This window comes from Paenibacillus sp. YAE3 (genome assembly GCF_057546105.1).
Window position 1 is genome coordinate 104,037 of the sequence record NZ_BAAIYF010000006.1, and the last position, 13,705, is coordinate 117,741.

Sequence of the window (13,705 nt, forward strand, 5' to 3'; positions counted from 1 at the left end):
ACTCTACTTATTTCTTTTCGTTGAACAGGAAGTCGAAAGCCGTTTTCAGGTGCCTTTCCCAGAAAAGCCAATCATGGGCTCCCGGGCCTTCCACGTACGCGAATTCGAACGGCGTGTTCCGCATGTAATCGGCGAACTCCCGGTTCATCCCGATAAAAGGATCTTCGGTTCCGCAGCAGCAAAGGACCGAAGGGAGCGGCCCGCCTTCGTCGATACGTTTCGCAGCCAGCGCGTACAAGTCCTGGTCCGGCTTGACCTGAAGGTCCGGTCCGAATACCGCCTGCATCTCCTTCGCCATCCCCGCTTCCATGTTCGGATCGCGGAGTCGCTTTTGGATATCGGTAACGCCGGATAAGGATACCGCTTTCGCATACCGGTCCGGATAGGTCAGGGCGCATTTCAAAGCACCGTACCCGCCCATCGACAAGCCGGCCACGTAGCTTTTTCCGGGATCTTCGTTCAGCCGGAGCAGCCGGCCGCAAAGGTCCGGAAGCTCCTGCGTCACGTAGCGGAAATATTCGAGACCGTATTCCATGTCCGTGTAGTAGCTTCGGTTGGCTTCCGGCATGATGACCGTGCAGCCGTATTTGGCCGCATACAGCTCGATCGTCGTCAGGCGGTGCCATGTACTGGCGTTGTCCCCGGCCCCGTGAAGAAGATAAAGCGTGCTGCTTGCCGGAACGCCGGCATCGACGGGCGAGATGACATGAATGTTGGTGGTCATCCGCAAGGCAGGCGAGCCGGTATCAATCGTTAAATGCGCCATATGTAACCCCTTTCAATCGCGTCGTTTTATAACATACAGTTGCAAAATTGGCTTTATTGTCTTTCGTCATTGATTAAACTTGCAAAATTCGACAAAAATTTCGGACGACTTGGCGAAACGTTTCTTTTATGCTCAAACCTCTCCCTCAAACGTCCAAATAATGCCCATTTTCCTGTAATGTTCGACCTTAGAGCCTCTGGCAATCCATTGTTCCAGTATTTCGTATAGACCGTTTTTTTAGTTTGTAAGCGATTCATTCGAATCGTTTCGATAACATCATAATCCCCTTGTCACCACATGTCAACTATCTTTTTCTAAAACCTCTTTCCATGACATGGAATGTTCATCATTCTACCAAAACGATCCATTTCTGGTCTCGATTTCAGCAGGAAGGCGATTGCCGGAGCGAAGTTGACAGGGGCATTCTCTTGTAATAAATTCTAGTTTAAAAGAATATCATGGAAACGTTTCTATGAAGAAGAAAGAAGGCTTAACATGTCCATATCGTTATCCGGTTTCGTGGATCGCGTATCGAGCCAACGTTTAAACGTGCTTTCGGCGCGCGTGCTTCAACATGGAGCGCCTGCCGCGGCATGGGACTTGACCCGGGATGAGCGTCGGCTGCAGCACTCGGTGAGCAAATCCTTCACGTGCATGGCGGTAGGGCTCGCGATTGCCGAAGGCAAGCTGTCCCTCGACGCAAAGCTTCAAGATTTTTTTCCGCAGCATGTCGGAGGGCATGTTGGCGCGCCCGCGGACATGCAGCCCGGGGAATTGACGCTGTACAATCTGCTCCGGATGTCTTCGGGCCATGATTCGCCCCCGCTGTGGGCCGAAGAAAGAGCGTCCCTCCAGGAAAAGGATTGGGTGAAATATTATATGTCCTTGCCGCTGGACAGGCCTCAAGGGGAAAAATTCACGTACAGCAGCGGCGACACGTTCGTGGTCTCCGCCCTGGTGCAAGCCGCTGTCGGCGAAACCGTCAAAGATTATTTGACGCCCCGCTTGTTCGAGCCGCTTGGCATACAGGACGTCAGTTGGGAGACCTCCCCGCTTGGCGTAACGCTCGGATGCGCGGGACTTTCCATCAGCAACGAGGAGCTCAGCCGGTTCGGGCAGCTTCTTTTGCAGAAAGGGATGTGGGAAGGCAAGCAGCTGGTGCCCGCGGAATGGATCGAATTTGCGACCCGCAAGCAGATCGACAACGAGGGCAGCCCGGATTGGAGCCAGGGTTACGGCTGCCAGTTCTGGATGTGCAGGCATGACGCTTACCGTGCCGACGGCGCGCACGGGCAGCTGTGCGTGGTGATTCCCGGCAAAAACGCCGTGATCGCGGTCAACAGCGAGGAAGACGACATTCAAGGGATTCTTGATGCCGTATGGGCGGAAATTTTGCCGCAGCTGTAATGGGGAGAAATGAGGATTTTGCAGCGGATTGCGAAGAAGCCAGCCGGATTTTCGGCTGGCTTCTTTGCGGATGCGGCTATAGATAAGCGGTATACAGTTTAATATGGGGGGTACATACACGCCTTGAGTGGGCGCACCTCCCGAAAGGGGGTAGTGCGATGAACATTTCGTTCGGTGAAGTGGATCACTGCGCGTAAGCTGTTCTCAAATTCTAACGGTTGTGACAGCGCCTATGTTGCTTAAAATGGTTCTCTGTAAGTTCTAACGGTTACCAATGAGCTTATTTGGAAAATTACCGTATGAAACTCGGCCCAAATGCCCTAATAACGTCAACCAGAACCGTTAAAAGATCATAACCTCCATATTCCCGGCATTAACCGCTGTGGCAATCGTTAGAAATTTACTTCCCTACTTTGACTTGCCTCCTCACCTTGACTACAACTCTTCGCGTCCAATTGTACCCTCGATTCCCTACATCTCCTCACATTCAATTGGTCTCCATGGTTCCTTATATCTCTTTGCGTTCAATGGTCTTTTTACTGGACTGTCAGACAACTTTTTTTAAGGGCTTTGCTTTGGCATTTTAGCAACTGCAAAGAAAAAAAGAGAAACCCAGCGTCTCCAAGACGTGGGTTTCTCGACAATCTGAGCCACTCTCAACGAGTGGCACACGTCCCAGGTCGGGGTACACCCCTTCGGGCTGACTGCGAAGCTGATGCTCCCGATGTTAATGCTCCGACGAACCCGGTTCGAATCCCCCGGAAATTTAAAAAGCCACTCGCAACGAGTGGCACCCGTCCCAAGTCGGGGTACATCCCTTCGGGCTGACTGCGAAGCTGATGCTCCCGAAGCTTATCCTCCGACGAACCTGGTTCGAATCCCCCGGAATTTAAAAAGCCACTCTCAACGAGTGGCACCCGTCCCAGGTCGGGGTACACCCCTTCGGGCTCACTGCGAAGCTTATGCTCCCGAAGCTGATCCTCCGACGAACCCGGTTCGAATCCCTCGGAATTTAAAAAGCCACTCTCAACGAGTGGCACCCGTCCCAAGTCGGGGTACATCCCTTCGGGCTGACTGCGAAGCTTATGCTCCCGATGATCCTCCGACGAACCCGGTTCGAATCCCTCGGAAATTAAAAAAGCCACTCTCAACGAGTGGCTTTGTACGTCCCAGGAGGGATTCGAACCCCCGACCGACGGCTTAGAAGGCCGTTGCTCTATCCTGCTGAGCTACTGGGACTTGTTATGTAATAGAAAAGCGATGCGTTTATTATTATAGCGCATTTTTCGGAAAATTCAAAGGGAAATTTTTAAAAATGAATCATCGCCATCTTCGCGGGGTAATATGATAACAGCAAACCCACGTCAAAGGAGTTTTTGCAATGCGTCAATTGCTGTCGGCCTTATCGTATTTCAGCATCTTTTTCGCACCGTTTCTCCTCCCCCTTATCATCTGGATCGCATGCAGGGAAGATTCGTATGTCGCCATGCATTCGAAACGGGCGCTGATCTCGCACATCCTTCCTTTCGTCGCGGCCTTACCGCTGCTTTTTCTTACGTTCGGCGCGGAGCATTTAGGCTCGGTGCTTGGATATATCATTTTGTTCATCATCATCTACTTCGGAACGTTCATCTACAACATCGTCAAAGGCATTCAAGTCCTTCGCGAATACGCGTAGCCGAAAAATCCCTTCCATTATATGTAACATTATCCAACCCAAAAACCTCCGATCGCCCGGAGGTTTTTGCGTTTTCAGGGGTACCTACTTATTGCCAAATCGTCTTGGGTTTTGCGGAACAGCCAAATTTCTGTCGTTTTTACTCAGGACTTCGTCAGCAAATTCAGTCTGGTGGGCATACTTGTTGCCTTTCGTCTTTTTGTACGTCGTTGCCACTTTCGCTCACCCCCCTAAGCATAGTATGGGATGGGATGCAAACCGCTATGACCTTCAATATCTGGCTCGCCTTACAGCTCTTCTTGGGCAAACGGCAGCGGAAATAACCGTTCCATCCCGCGACATCATCCCGCTTCTTGTGACAAGTTCTGGCGGCGACCTGCGCCCGGACAGACATTTAATGCCCTTCTTCGGCATATAACTGTATCACTTTCAGAAAAATGAGGAATTTGCAAAAGAAAGGATGATCCGTCATGTGCGGAATAACCGGTTTTATTGAATGGAGCGGCGATTTGACGCAGCATTCGCAGACTCTCGTAAAAATGACGGAAACCTTGACACCAAGGGGACCGGATGCCTCGGGAACCTGGATTTCGGGCCCCTGCGCCTTCGGGCATCGGAGGCTCAGCGTCATCGATCCGGAAAACGGGGCACAGCCCATGCTTGTATACGATGATGAGGATTTATACACCATAGTATATAACGGGGAATTGTACAACGCGGCCGAGCTCAAGCAGGAACTGAGAAAAAGAGGACATCACTTCCGGACGAATTGCGACACGGAAGTTCTTTTGGTCTCCTACATCGAATGGGGGCCTGCTTGCGTCGACAAGTTTAACGGCATTTTTGCTTTTGCCATCTGGGACAGCGTGCGGGAACAGGTCTTCATGGCCCGCGACCGATTGGGCGTCAAGCCGTTTTTCTACAGCCTGATCGGCGGCACCTTCATCTTCGGCTCCGAACCCAAAGCGCTGCTTCAGCATCCCAAAGTCGAACCGGTCGTCGGGCCGGAAGGTTTGGCGGAAATTTTCATCATCGGACCGGCACGTACGCCGGGGCAAGGCGTATACCGCGACATCCAGGAGCTGCGCGCGGGGCACGCGATGATATTTAGCCGCCAAGGTTTGCGCACGTATCCGTACTGGAAGCTGGACAGTTACCGGCACGAAGAAGATACCGAAACGACCGCCGCGCGGCTGCGCGAGCTCCTTCAAGATACGCTGGAGCGGCAGCTTGTCTCCGATGTGCCGGTATGCACGCTGCTTTCCGGCGGCCTCGATTCCAGCGCGCTGACGGCGCTTGCCGTGCAGTATTACAACCGGACGGGGCAAGGACGGATGGATACCTATTCGGTGGACTACGTCGGCAACGACAAACATTTCAAATCCCACGCCTTTCAGCCGGGAGCCGATGCTCCGTGGATTCAGCGCATGGTCGAAGAGCTCGGCACAAGGCATCATTTCATCGAATTCGACACGCCGGAGCTGATCGAGTCGCTGAACAACTCCACCTTGACGCGGGATTTGCCCGGCATGGCGGACGTGGACGGTTCCCTGTACCTGTTTTGCCGGGAAATCAAAAAAGGCGCCACCGTCGCCGTCTCCGGGGAAGCCGCGGACGAAATATTCGGCGGATACCCGTGGTTTCACCGCGATGACATGCTGAATTCGGGCACTTTTCCGTGGGCCGTCGCCTCCGACATGCGCGCAAGCCTGCTTTCTCCCGAAATCCGCGAGTGGACGCGGCCGCTCGAATACCTCGGGGACCGTTACGCCGAAGCCGTGCGGGAAGTGCCCAGGCTGCGCGGCGAAACCGGCAAACAGGCGCAAATGCGCGTGATGTCCTATTTGAACATTACCCGCTTCATGCCGACGCTGCTTGACCGCAAAGACCGCATGAGCATGGGGGTTGGCTTGGAGGTCCGCGTACCGTATTGCGACCACCGGCTGGTTCAATATGTGTGGAATATCCCGTGGGACATGAAAATGACCGGAGGCCGCGAAAAAGGCATTTTACGCAAGGCGCTGGAAGGCGTTCTGCCGGAAGACGTGTTGTACCGCAAAAAAAGCCCTTACCCGAAAACCCATAACCCCGATTTCCTGGCCGCCGTCAAACAGCAGGTGCTCGACATTCTCGACGACCCATCATCGCCGATCCTTCCCCTCATCGACCGGAATAAAATCCGCGAAATCGCCGCTTCCCCCGAAGCGTCAACGCATTTGCCCTGGTTCGGCCAGCTGATGTCCGGTCCGCAATTGTTCGCTTATTTGGCCCAAGTCAACCATTGGCTGAAAACCTATCATGTATCGATCAAATAAATAACGCCGACGCCACCAGGCTTCATTCGACCATCGTATCCGTTTGGGATCGGAGGTTACGCCTCCATGGCGCTCCATGCAAAAAAGCCCGTTCGCCGGAACGGGCTTTTTGCCGTTTTGCCGTTTCTAAGATGTGAAAGTGACTTGCATAGGAAAGAAAAGCTTTAACCGATAACCCCCTTGGACAAAATCAAATTGCCGTAAAGCGCCTTTTCCCCGGTGGCCACCACCGCATAAGCCTTTTTGGCGCGTTCATAAAAATCGAAACGTTCGATTTCCGCAAATTCGATGCCTTGTTCGACCCGATCCACCAAGCCCCGGTACACGTCCCAGACGGGAGTCTCCACCGGATCGCCGGGGGTCACCTGCATCAGCATGACCGGATGGGTTAAATAGCGGTTCAGCGGAAAAAGCTCCAGCGTCGCCGCCAGCAGCTCGGGAATGCCGTGCCCGTCCGCGCGGACCAGGCGTTTGGCCGTCGAAACGGCGGGAAAATTCGCGTCCGCAAACACAATTTCGTCGCCGTGTCCCATCTCGCATAAAACTTTCAGCAGCTCGGGGGACAGCAGCGGGGATATCCCTTTCAGCATGAGGAAGCCTCCTTTATGTCCTTCACATCACATCCCCTACTAATTACGATGTCGAACCGGGCAATCCTCCCCGGATGGAACAATATTGCCGGCGGTATTTCAGCGGGGACATGCCCGTCACTTCCTTGAATACCCTTCCGAAATGCGTCAGGCTCTCGAAACCGACCTGGCCGGCCACCGCCGCCACTTTGTTGTTCCCCGCCGCCAGCAGCCCCTTCGCTTCCTTGATGCGCACATGATTCACGTATTCGGTAAAGGTATATCCCGTGCTTTGGCGGAACGTTTTGCAAAAATAAGACGGACTGATGCCATAACGTTGCGCAATATCCGCGATCGTCAGCTTTTCCTGATAATGGCGGTTGATATAATCGACGATCTCGAACGTTTTATTGCGGACGGAATGGACCAGCGGCTGCTCCGCGGATGCGGCATTCGTTTTTCGGCGGATGAGCAGCAGCAGCTGATACAGCAGCGTCTTCAGGCAGGACTCGTATCCTTCGGGCTTTTCCGTAAATTCACGGATCATGTGATCAAAAAGACGTTCAACCAGCCCCCGCTCCTGCACGGAAAGCTTAATGAACGGCAGTCCGCGGCTAAAACCCGACATGACGTCGACGGGCATTACTCCCGCAAACAGATCGTCCAAAAACTCCTTTTTGAACTCCAGCGTCACCCGCTCGAAGCTTGCCCCGCCGGCATTCACCAGTTTATGAATCTCGTTCATATCGATGACGAACAGCGCGCCGCTGACGGCCTGATAGGCCCGATCGCCGATGAAATAACAGATGTCGCCGGAAACCAGATAAAAAATTTCGTATCCGTTATGGTAATGCCGGGTCGGCATGCTGGAGCGCTTTTTCCGTTCCCTGTCGATGTAAAACCGCGAAGCTTCGTAAAATTCCATGTCGGCCGCTGCCCCCTTTCCTAGCGTCGATGACAAGATATGTAGAAAAACTCTAATCAAGGCGAAGATTTGTAATGAAAATGATCGTATCATGCGCTATGGTAGGTGGCAAGACGAACAAACTCAGGAACGGAGGTATCATCATGAAATTCGACCTTCATACGCATCACGCCCGGTGCGGGCATGCCCATGGACATATTCGCGATTACATCGCGGCTGCCGTCGGCAACGGTTTATCCTTCATCGGCATCTCGGACCATACGCCGTTTTTCGCCGAAAAGGAAGATCACCCTGCCCCGGAAGCAGCCATGGCAACATCGGAGTTTCCCGCATACGTTCGCGAAGTGCTGGAGCTGAAACGGGAGTTTGCCGGGCAAATCGAGGTGCTTCTCGGCGTAGAAGCCGACTTTATTCCCGTCTCGGTGGACGTATACCGGAAGGTGCTGAATGATTATTCCCTGGATTACATCATCGGCTCCGTCCATGATTTCGCCGGGGTCAGCCTGTACGATGCCGAACATTGGGAGCGGCTGACGGAAGCGGGCAAGCTCGAACTGAAAAACAGCTACTACGACTACATCTCCCGCTCAGCCGAAACGGGACTGTTCGATATTTTGGGACATGTGGACGCATTGAACCGGTACTTCCCGGGGTATTCCAACCTGTATACGGAAGCGGCCGAACACACGCTGCGCACCATTGCCGCCCACGACGTCGCCATGGAGATCAATTCGTCGGACGACCTGTGGGTTCCGGGCCCCGACCTGCTGGAGCGGGCGTTTTATTACGGCGTCAAAGTCACCTTCGGTTCCGATGCCCATGAACCGGCACGCGTCGGCGAACATTTTGAAGCCGTCGCCCGGCAGCTCTACGACATCGGTTACCGGGAATGGGCCGTGTTCAAAAAACGCAAACGCATCATGCTGCCGCTGGAACCGTAAGCGAAAACCGAAAAGGCGTGCCCCTGCGGCACGCCTTGCCCATTCCAGCCGTATTAAATGCGCACGTCGGCCACGACCGGATAATGGTCCGACGGCATTTTCCCGTTCTGATGATCCGCGATCGCCCCGTAGTTCAACACGCGCACCGGGCCGGCAACGAAAATAAAATCGATCGGGCTTTCGAATTCGATCCCATGTTCATCTTGCGACTGCAAAAAATTGGGAAACATGCGGGCGGCCACTTCCCTGGAATCGAACCCCTGAAACGTAAACGCTGGCCCGAAATGCCGATAATCCGCCTCTTGGCTTGCATCCCGCAGCATAGCCGGCTCCGGCTGCCCCTGGCCGGTGAGGACGCGGTATGGCACCGAATCGGAAGTCACGTTGAAGTCGCCCGTCAGCACGGCCGGCCGATCCGCGGCCAGCTCCTTGATCCGGTCCACGATCAAATGGGCGCTTCGCTCGACGGCCACCTTGCCGATATGGTCAAAATGGGTATTCAAATGCAGGAAGGTCTTGCCGGTATAACCATCCTGAAATTCAGCCCATGTCACGATCCTTCTGCAAGCGGCGTCCCAGCCAAGCGAACCCGGTTCCTCCGGACGCTCCGACAGCCAGAAGGTATCTTGGCGGAGCGGCTTGAGCCTTTGTTTGCGATAAAAGATGCAGGAAAACTCGCCGTCTTTGTCGCCGTCCTCCCTGCCTACGCCTATCCAGCCGTATTCGGGCAGCAGCGCCTGCAAATCCTCCAGCTGTTCGTACAGCACCTCCTGCATGCCCACCAGATCCGGCCGGTGAAAACGGATGATCCCCGCCACCAGCTCCTTGCGGCTGCCCCATACGTTTTCGCCTTCCCGATCGTACGCGTTTTTGATGTTATAGGACATGCAGCGCAGGTCAAGTTCCAGGTTCGCTTTCTCTGCAGACATTCCCCTCACTCCAATCGATGTCGATTTTTGATTCCTATCTTCCCCATCATAGGGACATTAGCTTTTGACGTCAACCAGCCGGAAACGTTCGCATACGAGCGGAATGTCGTCCGAGAATGCCATACCAAGCCGGTTCAGCTCTTGCGTAAAAAATTGTTCATGCACCTCCCGCCAATACCGATACGTCCGATCCCCCTCGCCTTCCGCCACGGCAAATTCCTCCGGAACTTCATTCATCGGCATCACGTTGACTTCGACGGTTTGGATGATGGCGACGGGCAGATCCTTGGCATTCAAAATAATGCTGTAATCTCCGACCGCGGGAAGCGGCTCCCCTTCGGCTTCATAACAGGCGAGTGCGGAACAGGTTGCCGTTTTGATCCCGCTAATGACCAGCCGGGCCAGCTGATCCGGATCGGCTCCGAACGGCCAGGCGCTTACCGACTCCGGTTTGTCCCCGCCCCGCTTGTCCCAATATTCATTCCAATACGCTTGCGCTGCTTCGTTCATGCGTTCCTTAACCTCCCATGCTTTGAAAAAGCTCTATGGTCAAATCATATCATGCCGGCCATGTCCATGCGCAAAAAAAACCACGGCAGCCGCAAACCCGACTCACCGTGGTTCCTTTACGCTTTAAGCTTATGACGCCGGCTTAAACCTTCGATTCCTGCTCCTGCAGCATGCCGATCAATTTCCGCAAAGCGGCCCCCCGGTGGCTGATGGCCTGCTTTTCCTCCACGGACAGCTCGGCCATCGTTTTTTCGTATTCCGGCAGGTAAAAAAGCGGGTCGTAACCGAATCCGCCGCATCCGGCAGGCTCGTCCGTAATCCAGCCGTCGACGTCCCCGCTCGCTTCGAGGTGGGCGCCGGTTGCCGGGTCGTACAGGACGAGGGTACAGACGAAACGGGCGGTGCTTAGCAGCGGCTGCTGCGTATCGTCGCCCATTTTTTTCTCCTCCAACATCCGCAGCAGCTTTTCGTTATTTTCCTGATCCGTCGCATGTTCCCCGGCAAAACGCGCCGAATAGACGCCCGGGCGCCCGTCCAGCTCGTCCACGCACAGGCCGGAATCGTCCGCGAGTACCGGCAGGCCAAGCGCGTCCCCGACCGTCTTGGCTTTTTTCAGCGCGTTGGCGGCAAAGGTTTCGCCGTCCTCCACGACCTCCGGCAGCTCCGGATAGTCGAACATACTTTGGACTTTTTTGCCGAGTTTCGCGAAAGCATGCTCAAATTCCTTAACCTTCCCCTGGTTCCGGGTCGCGACGATAATCAGATCTTGATCCAGCTTCATTCCTAAACCTCTCTTCCCGATTGGCCCGAGCCAATCATGAGGGCGATCGGTCCAAGCGCTTCCTTTTGTTTCTCGATCAACTGCAATATCCCCCGTTCCCCAAGCTCCAGCAGCTGGTTCAGCTCCTGGCGGGTGAACGGGCTTTCCTCGCCGGTCCCCTGCAGCTCGACAAAAGCGCCGCCGCCGGTCATCACGATGTTCATGTCCACCTTGGCCGTCGAGTCTTCCTCATAATTCAGATCCAACATCGGCTCGCCGTTGACGATGCCGACGCTGACCGAAGCCAAAAAGTCCGTAATCGGAAACGCCGGCAGCCTGTGCTGCTCCGCGATCTTGCTTACGGCGATGGCCAGCGCCACGAAGGAGCCGGTGATGGAAGTCGTCCGGGTGCCGCCGTCGGCCTGAATCACGTCGCAATCCAGCGTAATGGTCCGCTCGCCGAGTGCGCGAAGATCAACGACGGAGCGAAGGGCCCGGCCGATCAGCCGCTGAATTTCCATCGTCCGGCCGGTGAGCTTGCCGCGGGCGCTTTCCCGCTGGTTCCGGGATTGCGTCGCGCGGGGAAGCATCGAATATTCCGCCGTTACCCAGCCCTTGCCTTGTCCCTTCAAAAACGGGGGCACCTTCTCGTCTACCGTTGCGGTACATAATACTTTCGTGTCCCCCATTTCGATGAACACGGAGCCTTCGGCGTATTTGTTCACGTTTACTGTTAAATTCATCGGCCTCAGCTGGCTTTCGCCGCGTCCGTTTGATCTCATGTTTTCTGCCTCCTACATTTGCGCGTCCTGTGATATAGAACGGGCTGAAGACGGCTTTTCGGCCGTTTTTCAGCCCATCTATACGATAGCAAGTTTTATTTTATCAAAGTGTCGGCATAAAAGCACCCCGGAAAGGCGCTTACAGCGGAATCTCATTGATGTACTCGGGTTTGGAAACGGGCTTGCTGTAATCCCGGGTATCGCTGATGCCTGTAATGCGGGTCTGTCCGTTCATGTCGATTTTGACCTTCGCGTTGTTGGCGTTTTCGGACACGGTCAGCACGACGGATTGGAGCAGCTCATCCGGAATCGGATCCTCTTTTGCGAACATGTCGTCCTTCAGCGAAACGGTCACCGTGCCGTCTTTTTCGGTTTTCACCGAATCCACGGACGTGCCTTGCGTCATGACCATCTCGAGGCCGTCGTTTTGCTGCGGGCCGGCAATCAGCTCATGCAGCGCCGCGCTTACCTTGTCTTGCCCGGGCTGAACGAGCCGCGTGACGGGGACGTAATAAGAATAGGTGCCGTCCGGCGTAATGGTCGAAAAATAGACCGTCACCGGCGTCGAATTCGTCAGGCTGGCGCCGTCGGATTTTTGCAGATTGATGCCGAAGCTCCGCGTGAGCGGCTGATTAATTGGCGTTTTGTTCTGCGGCATTTCCGTCAACCGCTGGCCTTCGACCCACAGCTCCACTTTTTGCACGCCCGGGAATCCGGTTGCCGTCCAAACGACGGCCTCCAATATTTTGCGCTCATCCTGCGGATTATATTGGTTAAAAGCGCCGTTGAATTCCACGACCGCCGTTTTTTGCTCCTTGTCCACCGACAATTGCGTAATCTCCGTTCCTTTCGGCAGGATGCCCGCAAATCCCTTAGGCACGTATTTGGAATAGGCTCCTCCCGAGACAAGCGCCGTAAGCGCCTGCTTCAGGCTGTCCTGGTCTTTTGCTTCGGGGATGCCGAGCGACACGGGGGCGAGCAGCCCTTTATCGTTGGCCAAATAGACCGTCGTTTTGGGACCGGTTTGCTCCCCGTTGTTCGTCGAGGCCGGGCCGTTCGCCATGTTCAGCATTTGCTGCTCGATGTCGACCGGCGGCTTGTCGATGTCCATGGAAGATTGTGAACCAAAGAGGCTGCATCCGGACAACAACACAGGTACAGCCAGCAATCCGGCAACCGAAATGCCGCGAATTTTTTTAGCCTTCGTCATATTGATGGTTCCTCCTAATCATTTTGTACAGTTTGTACTACCATGTATACGAGCCCCTGCCGCAAAAAATAACAGCCGGTCCAAATAAAAATCCGCGGCAAAACAGGGCCTTCCTTTAAGGATTTGCGCGGTGCCCCGACAAAGGCCGGAAAAGTATAAAAAAAGCCCGGGACCGAATACATAATTGGTTAAAACTGGACAAACCCTAGGAGAGGGACGTACAATCGTACTATTACGATAAGCATACAGCGGGGGGATAAGATGAGTGATCCGAACAACGAAAAAATACCTTACAGCCTGAACAGCCGGAAGGTAGCCAGCGCTACCCGGGAATGGCTGCATAAAAGGGGCGTCAAAGTGGAAGAAATCGCGGAGCTTGTCATGCTCCTGCAAAACAAATATTATCCGGATCTGACGATGCAGGAATGCTTGGACAACGTGGAAAAGGTTCTTGCCAAACGCGAGGTGCAAAACGCGGTGCTGACCGGCATCCAGCTGGACGTGCTCGCCGAAGAAGGCAAGCTGATTTCCCCGCTGCAGGAAATGCTGGTCAATGACGAAGGTTTGTACGGCGTGGACGAAATATTGGCATTTTCCATCGTTAACGTGTACGGCAGCATCGGTTTCACCAACTACGGTTACATCGACAAGCTGAAGCCGGGTATCCTGGAACGTTTGAACGACAAAAGCACCGGCGAAACGAACACGTTCCTGGATGACATCGTCGGCGCGATTGCCGCGGCGGCAAGCAGCCGGATCGCGCACCGGAAACAAGCCGAACGCGAACGCCAAAACGGAGAGCCCGAACCGGAGCTTCCCGAGGATTAAAACCAAGCCGGCGTTGCCGGAGCGAACTTAGAAAGAGCCGTCCCGAAAGGTCTTGGACCCCGGGGCGGCTCCTTTTCGATTATGG

General features: G+C 54.5%; 13 protein-coding genes and 1 tRNA gene. 5 read left to right on the forward strand and 9 right to left on the reverse strand.

Going from position 1 to position 13,705, the window contains the following annotated elements; translation table 11 throughout:
- Positions 1-7: 7 nt before the first annotated feature.
- Positions 8-766, reverse strand: coding sequence for an alpha/beta hydrolase (locus tag AC27KL_RS13215; protein ID WP_487169992.1), 759 nt, complete (start codon positions 764-766; stop codon positions 8-10).
- A 495-nt stretch (positions 767-1,261) separates the two neighbouring features.
- Here AC27KL_RS13215 and AC27KL_RS13220 point away from each other — a divergent pair, with 495 nt between their 5' ends.
- Positions 1,262-2,173 carry a serine hydrolase domain-containing protein gene (locus tag AC27KL_RS13220; protein WP_487169993.1) on the forward strand — a complete coding sequence of 304 codons (912 nt, stop codon included), beginning with the start codon at positions 1,262-1,264 and terminating at the stop codon, positions 2,171-2,173.
- A gap of 1,165 nt (positions 2,174-3,338) precedes the next feature.
- Here AC27KL_RS13220 and AC27KL_RS13225 read toward each other — a convergent pair.
- Positions 3,339-3,412, reverse strand: a tRNA-Arg gene (locus AC27KL_RS13225).
- Between the two features lie 142 nt (positions 3,413-3,554).
- Between AC27KL_RS13225 and AC27KL_RS13230 the strand changes: the two genes are divergently transcribed.
- Both AC27KL_RS13230 and asnB read left to right on the forward strand, forming a co-directional pair.
- Positions 3,555-3,851, forward strand: coding sequence for a magnetosome magnetite crystal formation protein family (locus AC27KL_RS13230; protein WP_036713566.1), 297 nt, complete (start codon positions 3,555-3,557; stop codon positions 3,849-3,851).
- A gap of 470 nt (positions 3,852-4,321) precedes the next feature.
- Positions 4,322-6,166 (forward strand): asparagine synthase (glutamine-hydrolyzing), encoded by a 1,845-nt coding sequence (gene asnB / locus AC27KL_RS13235; RefSeq protein ID WP_487169994.1) that lies wholly within the window; start codon positions 4,322-4,324, stop codon positions 6,164-6,166.
- 164 nt (positions 6,167-6,330) lie between these two features.
- On the opposite strand, the gene fucU is transcribed toward asnB, so the two are convergent.
- Positions 6,331-6,756, reverse strand: coding sequence for an L-fucose mutarotase (fucU, locus tag AC27KL_RS13240; protein ID WP_339323843.1), 426 nt, complete (start codon positions 6,754-6,756; stop codon positions 6,331-6,333).
- Between the two features lie 43 nt (positions 6,757-6,799).
- A complete protein-coding gene (locus AC27KL_RS13245) occupies positions 6,800-7,660 on the reverse strand; it encodes an AraC family transcriptional regulator (RefSeq protein WP_487169995.1) in 861 nt (286 codons plus the stop codon).
- A 143-nt stretch (positions 7,661-7,803) separates the two neighbouring features.
- Between AC27KL_RS13245 and AC27KL_RS13250 the strand changes: the two genes are divergently transcribed.
- The gene (locus AC27KL_RS13250; RefSeq protein WP_487169996.1) at positions 7,804-8,601 is read left to right on the forward strand and encodes a histidinol-phosphatase; all 798 of its coding nucleotides are present in this window, start codon (positions 7,804-7,806) and stop codon (positions 8,599-8,601) included.
- Between the two features lie 53 nt (positions 8,602-8,654).
- On the opposite strand, the gene AC27KL_RS13255 is transcribed toward AC27KL_RS13250, so the two are convergent.
- From AC27KL_RS13255 to AC27KL_RS13275, 5 genes are all read right to left on the reverse strand, one after another.
- Positions 8,655-9,530 carry an endonuclease/exonuclease/phosphatase family protein gene (locus tag AC27KL_RS13255; protein ID WP_487169997.1) on the reverse strand — a complete coding sequence of 292 codons (876 nt, stop codon included), beginning with the start codon at positions 9,528-9,530 and terminating at the stop codon, positions 8,655-8,657.
- A 57-nt stretch (positions 9,531-9,587) separates the two neighbouring features.
- Positions 9,588-10,040 carry an ASCH domain-containing protein gene (locus tag AC27KL_RS13260; RefSeq protein WP_487169998.1) on the reverse strand — a complete coding sequence of 151 codons (453 nt, stop codon included), beginning with the start codon at positions 10,038-10,040 and terminating at the stop codon, positions 9,588-9,590.
- A gap of 142 nt (positions 10,041-10,182) precedes the next feature.
- A complete protein-coding gene (locus AC27KL_RS13265; RefSeq protein WP_339323838.1) occupies positions 10,183-10,821 on the reverse strand; it encodes an XTP/dITP diphosphatase in 639 nt (212 codons plus the stop codon).
- A 2-nt stretch (positions 10,822-10,823) separates the two neighbouring features.
- Positions 10,824-11,582 (reverse strand): ribonuclease PH, encoded by a 759-nt coding sequence (gene rph, locus AC27KL_RS13270; protein WP_036713558.1) that lies wholly within the window; start codon positions 11,580-11,582, stop codon positions 10,824-10,826.
- Positions 11,583-11,721: 139 nt separating this feature from the next.
- Positions 11,722-12,792, reverse strand: coding sequence for a GerMN domain-containing protein (locus AC27KL_RS13275; RefSeq protein ID WP_339323837.1), 1,071 nt, complete (start codon positions 12,790-12,792; stop codon positions 11,722-11,724).
- Positions 12,793-13,053: 261 nt separating this feature from the next.
- Here AC27KL_RS13275 and AC27KL_RS13280 point away from each other — a divergent pair, with 261 nt between their 5' ends.
- Entirely contained in the window at positions 13,054-13,620 is a 567-nt protein-coding gene (locus AC27KL_RS13280) for a phosphatidylglycerophosphatase A family protein (protein ID WP_036713556.1), read from the forward strand.
- Positions 13,621-13,705 lie beyond the last annotated feature (85 nt).

Coding starts and splice junctions, on each gene's coding strand:
- AC27KL_RS13220 (WP_487169993.1), top strand. CDS start 1,262: ATGTCCATATCGTTATCCGGTTTCGTGGATCGCGTATCGAGCCAACGT.
- AC27KL_RS13265 (WP_339323838.1), bottom strand. CDS start 10,821: ATGAAGCTGGATCAAGATCTGATTATCGTCGCGACCCGGAACCAGGGG.
- AC27KL_RS13275 (WP_339323837.1), bottom strand. CDS start 12,792: ATGACGAAGGCTAAAAAAATTCGCGGCATTTCGGTTGCCGGATTGCTG.
- AC27KL_RS13245 (WP_487169995.1), bottom strand. CDS start 7,660: ATGGAATTTTACGAAGCTTCGCGGTTTTACATCGACAGGGAACGGAAA.
- AC27KL_RS13260 (WP_487169998.1), bottom strand. CDS start 10,040: ATGAACGAAGCAGCGCAAGCGTATTGGAATGAATATTGGGACAAGCGG.
- AC27KL_RS13250 (WP_487169996.1), top strand. CDS start 7,804: ATGAAATTCGACCTTCATACGCATCACGCCCGGTGCGGGCATGCCCAT.
- fucU (WP_339323843.1), bottom strand. CDS start 6,756: ATGCTGAAAGGGATATCCCCGCTGCTGTCCCCCGAGCTGCTGAAAGTT.
- AC27KL_RS13230 (WP_036713566.1), top strand. CDS start 3,555: ATGCGTCAATTGCTGTCGGCCTTATCGTATTTCAGCATCTTTTTCGCA.
- AC27KL_RS13280 (WP_036713556.1), top strand. CDS start 13,054: ATGAGTGATCCGAACAACGAAAAAATACCTTACAGCCTGAACAGCCGG.
- asnB (WP_487169994.1), top strand. CDS start 4,322: ATGTGCGGAATAACCGGTTTTATTGAATGGAGCGGCGATTTGACGCAG.
- rph (WP_036713558.1), bottom strand. CDS start 11,582: ATGAGATCAAACGGACGCGGCGAAAGCCAGCTGAGGCCGATGAATTTA.
- AC27KL_RS13215 (WP_487169992.1), bottom strand. CDS start 766: ATGGCGCATTTAACGATTGATACCGGCTCGCCTGCCTTGCGGATGACC.
- AC27KL_RS13255 (WP_487169997.1), bottom strand. CDS start 9,530: ATGTCTGCAGAGAAAGCGAACCTGGAACTTGACCTGCGCTGCATGTCC.